This window comes from uncultured Chryseobacterium sp. (assembly GCF_913776365.1).
Taxonomy (GTDB): domain Bacteria; phylum Bacteroidota; class Bacteroidia; order Flavobacteriales; family Weeksellaceae; genus Chryseobacterium.
The window spans coordinates 1-5,681 of sequence record NZ_CAJYMO010000184.1; the positions used below are offsets into that span (position 1 = coordinate 1).

The window sequence follows — 5,681 nt, forward strand, 5'->3', positions numbered from 1 at the left end:
TGGGAATGGTTGGTATCCTGGTACTCGTCTACCAGGATATAACGGAAGCGGTCCTGGTACTTGGCCAGTACTTCCGGGAACCGGGTGAGCAGCTCGTTTGTTTTCAGCAGCAGGTCATCAAAGTCCATCGATCCGTTTTTATAGCACTGTTCTACATACCGCTGGTAAATCTGGCCAATGAATTTCATATTGGCTTTTTCGTCAGCCTCCATCAGCTCAGGGTTGTTGTAATAGGCTTTTACGGTGATGAGGTTGTTCTTATAAGTGGAAATCCTCGACTGTACTTTTTTAGGTTTATAAAGATCGGCATCAATGTTCATGTCTTTCAGTACTTTCCTGATGACATTGAGGGCATCCTGCTGATCGTAAATGGTAAAATTGGACGGATAACCCAGATAATGGGCCTCATTTCTGAGAATCCGCGCGAATACGGAGTGAAACGTCCCCATCCAGAGGCTTCTGGCATTGCTCTGTCCTACCACCTTGGCAATACGTTCTTTCATTTCCTTTGCCGCCTTATTGGTAAAGGTAAGGGCCAGGATATTGAAAGGGTCTACCCCGTTAGTGATAAGATGGGCAATCCGCATGGTAAGCACACGGGTCTTTCCGGAACCCGCTCCTGCCAGGACCATCAGGGGTCCGTTCAGAGTGGTAACGGCTTCAAATTGTGATTCATTAAGTCCTTTCAGATAATCCTCCATGCTGCAAAAAATTAGGAATGCAAAATTAGTGTATTATAAGGAGAATTCAAATTATGATCCATAAACATCTAACGATTAATGATATTCCGTTTTTCAATTTCGTGATCCTGCCGGAGATCAGAATTCCGGCAGGTATTGGTAAAGAGGCTTGTCGCTTACCATTTAACAGCTGAAACGGGTTCCTGACTGGTTGTTATCATGTCAAACACCATTAAGTTTATGTATCAGGAATGATATTTTAAAAGAAAAATACCGCATATTCCATTAAATTCTTACATTTGGCTTATGCAAAAGAATATTTATTTTATCCTCCTTTCGTTTTCTTTGGTAAGCTGCTACACCTATCAGGTAAAAAAACAGCCGGATCCCTCCACTGATCCCAGGCAACAGCAGAGAAAAGGAAATGCACCCGTTGCGGATAATGCTCCTATGCAGATTAAAAACCAGGGTGCCGGCTCCAAAGATATGAATTTACCTCAAGCTCCGGTAAATGTTCAGGAAAGAATTGCACCCAATAAAAATTACAGGATCAACGTTGACGGCAGGAACTATAAAATTATTGCCGACAAATGGGAAAGCGACAGCCTGGTGGCACATGCAGCCGGCAATCCTAAGAAAATCCTGAAATTCCATAAGAACCAGATCAATACCGAAAAGATTGCGGAGAAACGATTTTCGCAGCCTATTGCCGATATCATTACCGTTACGGTGTATGCCGGCATCGGGGTTGCAATATGGATGCTGGTGAAGTAATCTCCTCAGATCCTGAGAATTATATCCGATTTAAATATTTTACTATTGATACTGTAATAAAAACAGCCGGCAGATCTGCCGGCTGTTCCTGTTTTTATTTGATGTAGAACCGGATCCGGTCTACCATATTTCCGAGATCGAAAGGTTTGGCAATAAATTCATCGGCACCTGCGTCGAGTGCCGACTGCTCCAGTCCGCGGCTGGCAGACATGATGAGAACAGGAATATCTTTCAACCGGTCATTTGTCTTGATCAGTTTGCAGAAATCCCTTCCGTCTTCACCGGAGAGCCACATATCCATTAAGATCACATCGGGTTTGCTGTCCGGATCGAGCGCGCTGTACATCTCCGAACCCTTATAAAATTTATCAACTTCAAATCCTTCAAAATCAAGCATCATTTCAATGGAATCAACGATTGCAGGGCTATCATCAACCACCATTATTTTTGCAGCACTAGACATGGTACAATTCTTTAATTTTTATTCTTTGGGATGCTGAAGCAAAAATCGGACCCTTCTCCTTCTATTGAGGACACAGAAATGCTTCCGCCGGCTCTTTTGATAATTTCTGCCGAAATATAGAGACCGAGACCGAGGCCCGGGAAAGTGTGGGCCCTGGATTCACTGATGCGGTAATACTGATCGAAGACTTTGGACTGTTTATCGGCGGGGATACCAATGCCGAAATCCCTGACCTGGAAGCGGGCATAATTACCGTTTTCCAAAGCCGTCGAGATATGCACCTCGTCCGCATCCGGAGAATATTTGATGGCATTGCTCACCAGATTGGCCATTACCTGCGAAATCCTGTGGCGGTCTGCAAAGACTTCCCCAATTGCAGATCTGGATACCACCAGTTTATGCCTGGAAGTCATCTGCTGTTCTTCAATCACTTCATCCACGAGCTGATCAAAATCAAAATACGATTCGTTGAACTGCATTTGTCCCTTCTGTATTTTGGTAACGTCCAGCAGTTCATTGATGAGTTCCGTAAGACGGTCGATCTGGTAATCCATTCTTTTAACGACTTCCGCATTTTTATGGTCGCCGGATGTGTCGAGATTCATTTTGATGAACTGGGTGTACAGCTTTAGGCTGGTAAGCGGGGTTTTCAGCTCATGGCTGGCAATACCGAGGAAATTGTCCTTCTGGGTTTCGAGCTGCTTGAATTCATCGATATCGGTAAACGTTCCCGTCCATTGTTTTATCTCCCCGTTTTCCCCGAAATTCGGTACCGCCCTGCCCAGGAACCACCGGTAACTGCCCTGGTTCCCCGGATCCTCCAGCTCATACTCCATCACAAAAGGACGGTTGGTCCTTATGCATTCTTCCCACACCTCCTCTACTTTCCCCTTGGTTTCCGGACGTATCATTTTCTTTACCAGTGTCGTCTGGTCTTCCTCTTCCGAAGATCCGGTATATTTGTACCAGCTGTCATTCATATAGGTAATCTGCCCTTCCGGATTGCAGGTCCAGACGAACTGCGGCATGGAATCGGCCAGATCCCGTAATTTTTTTTCACTTTCCTGTATTTTTTCCCTTGCCAGGACAAGGTCCGTAACATCTACCGCCCTGTTAAGGATAGCATACACCTCACCTTTTTTGTTTTTCAGGGGTTTGTAGGAGAAATTATAATAAAAGGTCTGAAGCCTGCCGTCTACCACCAGGTCTGCCCGGTCTTCTTTTGCCGAGTAGGTTTCGCCGGTTCTGAAGATGTCCTGAAGAAGGCCGATAAAGGGCTGGCCTTCGAGTTCGGGAAGCGCATCCTCCAGTTTCATTCCGATCACGGAACGGTCTTTCCCCCATGTGCTGAGCATCTGGTCATTGGCAAATTCAATATAAAGATCCTGCGTCTGGTAAATAGCAATACAATAATCTGAATTTTTAATCAGGTCTTCGTAACAGTACTCGCTTTCCTTCAGCTTATGTTCCGAGATCACCTGATCCGTCACTTCCGTAGCGACAACACTGACGCCTGTGATTTCCTCCTGATCGTTATAGACGGGAGCAAAGATAAAATTAAAGAAATGCTCTTCTGACTTTCCGTATTTTTCCAGGAGGACAGGCCATTTATCACCATTGAAGGTTTCCCCGTTGCGATACACCGTATCCAGGATTTCCCTGAATCCCTGGGACAGGATTTCAGGAAGCACCTCAAAAAGAGGCCTGCCGATCACGGAACTATCTCTCCCCCAGAGCTCAAGGATCTGTGAATTGGCATTCTGAATGATAAAGTTCTCGCCCATTAAAAGAGACATGGCCACGGGAGCCTGGCTGAAGAGGGTGATCAGAGAATCCTGGGAAACATTTTGCTGTAAGAAGCTTTTCATCCTTTATTTTTTAATGTTTATAAAAATGCTGCGCACCGGAAAAAATGCAGTAACAGCCTGCCGCACCAGGCTGATTTTTGTTTAAAGATACAAATTTTGGCGGCAAAAAAATTATCTTGAAAGATTGTAACAATTAGTGTATTTTTGGAACTCATAGACAAAACAATTTCTACTATATGAAAAAGCGACTTCTTTCTGTGGCTGCAGCGGCTTTCTTCGGGATGGCACTGAATGCACAGCAAATTAAATTTGAAGAATATGACCTGCCGAACGGCCTTCATGTTATTCTTCATCAGGACAACTCTGCACCGGTGGTAACCACAGGGGTAATGTACCATGTAGGAGCCAAAGATGAAGTAAAAGGCAGAACCGGCTTTGCCCATTTCTTCGAGCATCTTTTATTTGAAGGAACCCCGAATATCAAAAGGGGCGACTGGTTTAAAATCGTTTCTTCAAACGGCGGACAGAATAATGCCAACACCACAAATGACAGGACGTATTATTATGAAACCTTCCCGTCCAACAACGAACAGCTGGGACTTTGGATGGAAGCCGAAAGGATGCGTCATGCAGTAATCAACCAGATTGGTGTGGATACCCAGAGAGAAGTAGTAAAAGAGGAGAAAAGATTAAGAATGGATAACCAGCCGTACGGAAACCTTTTCACCACCATTCAGAAAAACCTGTTTACCAACCACCCGTACAACTGGCCTACCATCGGATCCATGGAAGACCTGAATGCCGCAAAGCTGGATGAGTTCCAGGCGTTCTACAAGAAATTCTACGTACCGAATAATGCCACTCTGGTGGTGGCAGGAGACATCAAGCCTGAACAGACCAAAAAATGGATCCAGGAGTATTACGGAGGCATTGCGAAAGGAACGGTTTATCCAAAGAATTTCCCTAAAGACCTGCCGATCACCCAGGAAAAAGAGGTAACCGCCACCGATCCGAACATCCAGCTTCCGGCTTACGTATTTGCTTACAGAACCCCTGGAAACAAGGAAAAAGATGCCTACACACTGGATATGCTCTCTTCTTATCTAAGCAACGGGAAATCTTCTGTGCTGTATAAAAAATTAGTGGACCAGGATAAAAAGGCCCTTCAGGTAGCGGCTTTCAACCAGGGTCTTGAGGATTACGGAATCTTTGCTTTCTTCGCCATCCCTATGGGACAAACTACCAAAGCAACACTTCAGGCGGACATCGATGCTGAAATCAAAAAGCTTCAGAGCACGCCGATTTCCGAAGAAGATTACCAGAAACTTCAGAACCAGTATGAAAACCAGTTTGTAAATGCCAACTCCAGCATCCAGGGAATTGCTGCCTCACTGGCCACCAACCACGTACTGATGGGAGACACCAACCTGATCAATAAGGAAATTGACATCTACCGTTCAATTACCCGCCAGGATCTTCAGAATGCAGCTAAAAAATATCTTAATCCTAACCAGCGGATCATCATCAATTATGTTCCTGAAAAAAAGTAATCAGCGGAGATTTTTAGGTAGATTGATCAGAAATTAAATTTTTACAAATGAAAAAACAATTCACATATATAGCTGCTGCCTTTCTTTTCGCAGGAATGGTGTCAGCACAGAAAATAGATCTTAATGCAATGCCGAAGCCGGGCCCTACGCCTGCCATAAACATTGCCCAACCCAAGACATTCCAGCTGAGCAACGGGCTTACGGTAATGGTGGTGGAAAACAACAAACTGCCCAGGGTAAGCGCCAGCCTCTCCATGGACCGTCCGCCCTATTATGAAGGCAATGTAGTAGGAGTCAGTGAAATCATGGCGGAACAGTTCGAGAACGGAACCACCAACATGAGCAAAGATGCCTTTAATAAAAAAGTAGATTACCTGGGAGCCAACCTGAATTTCTCAGATCGGAA

The 5,681-nt window shown here is 44.8% G+C and carries 5 protein-coding genes and 1 pseudogene; 3 read left to right on the forward strand and 3 right to left on the reverse strand.

Features of this window, described 5'->3' with window-relative positions; translation table 11 throughout:
* The coding region (locus tag QZ735_RS09410; protein WP_294247337.1) for an ATP-dependent helicase at positions 1 to 701 on the reverse strand (701 nt) is incomplete at its 3' end.
* Between the two features lie 285 nt (positions 702 to 986).
* On the opposite strand from QZ735_RS09410, the gene QZ735_RS09415 reads away from it, so the two are divergent.
* Positions 987 to 1,454, forward strand: a complete 468-nt coding sequence (locus QZ735_RS09415; RefSeq protein WP_294247340.1) for a hypothetical protein — start codon at positions 987 to 989, stop codon at positions 1,452 to 1,454.
* Positions 1,455 to 1,548: 94 nt separating this feature from the next.
* Here QZ735_RS09415 and QZ735_RS09420 read toward each other — a convergent pair whose 3' ends face one another.
* Together QZ735_RS09420 and QZ735_RS09425 are read right to left on the reverse strand one after the other, a co-directional pair.
* On the reverse strand, positions 1,549 to 1,917 hold the full coding sequence (locus QZ735_RS09420; protein WP_294247341.1) for a response regulator transcription factor: 369 nt from the start codon (positions 1,915 to 1,917) through the stop codon (positions 1,549 to 1,551).
* A gap of 11 nt (positions 1,918 to 1,928) precedes the next feature.
* On the reverse strand, positions 1,929 to 3,785 hold the full coding sequence (locus QZ735_RS09425) for a PAS domain-containing protein (RefSeq protein WP_294247343.1): 1,857 nt from the start codon (positions 3,783 to 3,785) through the stop codon (positions 1,929 to 1,931).
* 176 nt (positions 3,786 to 3,961) lie between these two features.
* Here QZ735_RS09425 and QZ735_RS09430 point away from each other — a divergent pair, with 176 nt between their 5' ends.
* Entirely contained in the window at positions 3,962 to 5,275 is a 1,314-nt protein-coding gene (locus QZ735_RS09430) for a pitrilysin family protein (protein ID WP_294247347.1), read from the forward strand.
* Positions 5,276 to 5,322: 47 nt separating this feature from the next.
* Positions 5,323 to 5,681: pseudogene (locus tag QZ735_RS09435) on the forward strand (insulinase family protein); the annotation flags it as partial.

Bases quoted from the DNA above. Each gene is read 5' to 3' on its own strand.
- QZ735_RS09430 (WP_294247347.1), top strand. From the start codon at position 3,962: ATGAAAAAGCGACTTCTTTCTGTGGCTGCAGCGGCTTTCTTCGGGATG.
- QZ735_RS09425 (WP_294247343.1), bottom strand. From the start codon at position 3,785: ATGAAAAGCTTCTTACAGCAAAATGTTTCCCAGGATTCTCTGATCACC.
- QZ735_RS09420 (WP_294247341.1), bottom strand. From the start codon at position 1,917: ATGTCTAGTGCTGCAAAAATAATGGTGGTTGATGATAGCCCTGCAATC.
- QZ735_RS09415 (WP_294247340.1), top strand. From the start codon at position 987: ATGCAAAAGAATATTTATTTTATCCTCCTTTCGTTTTCTTTGGTAAGC.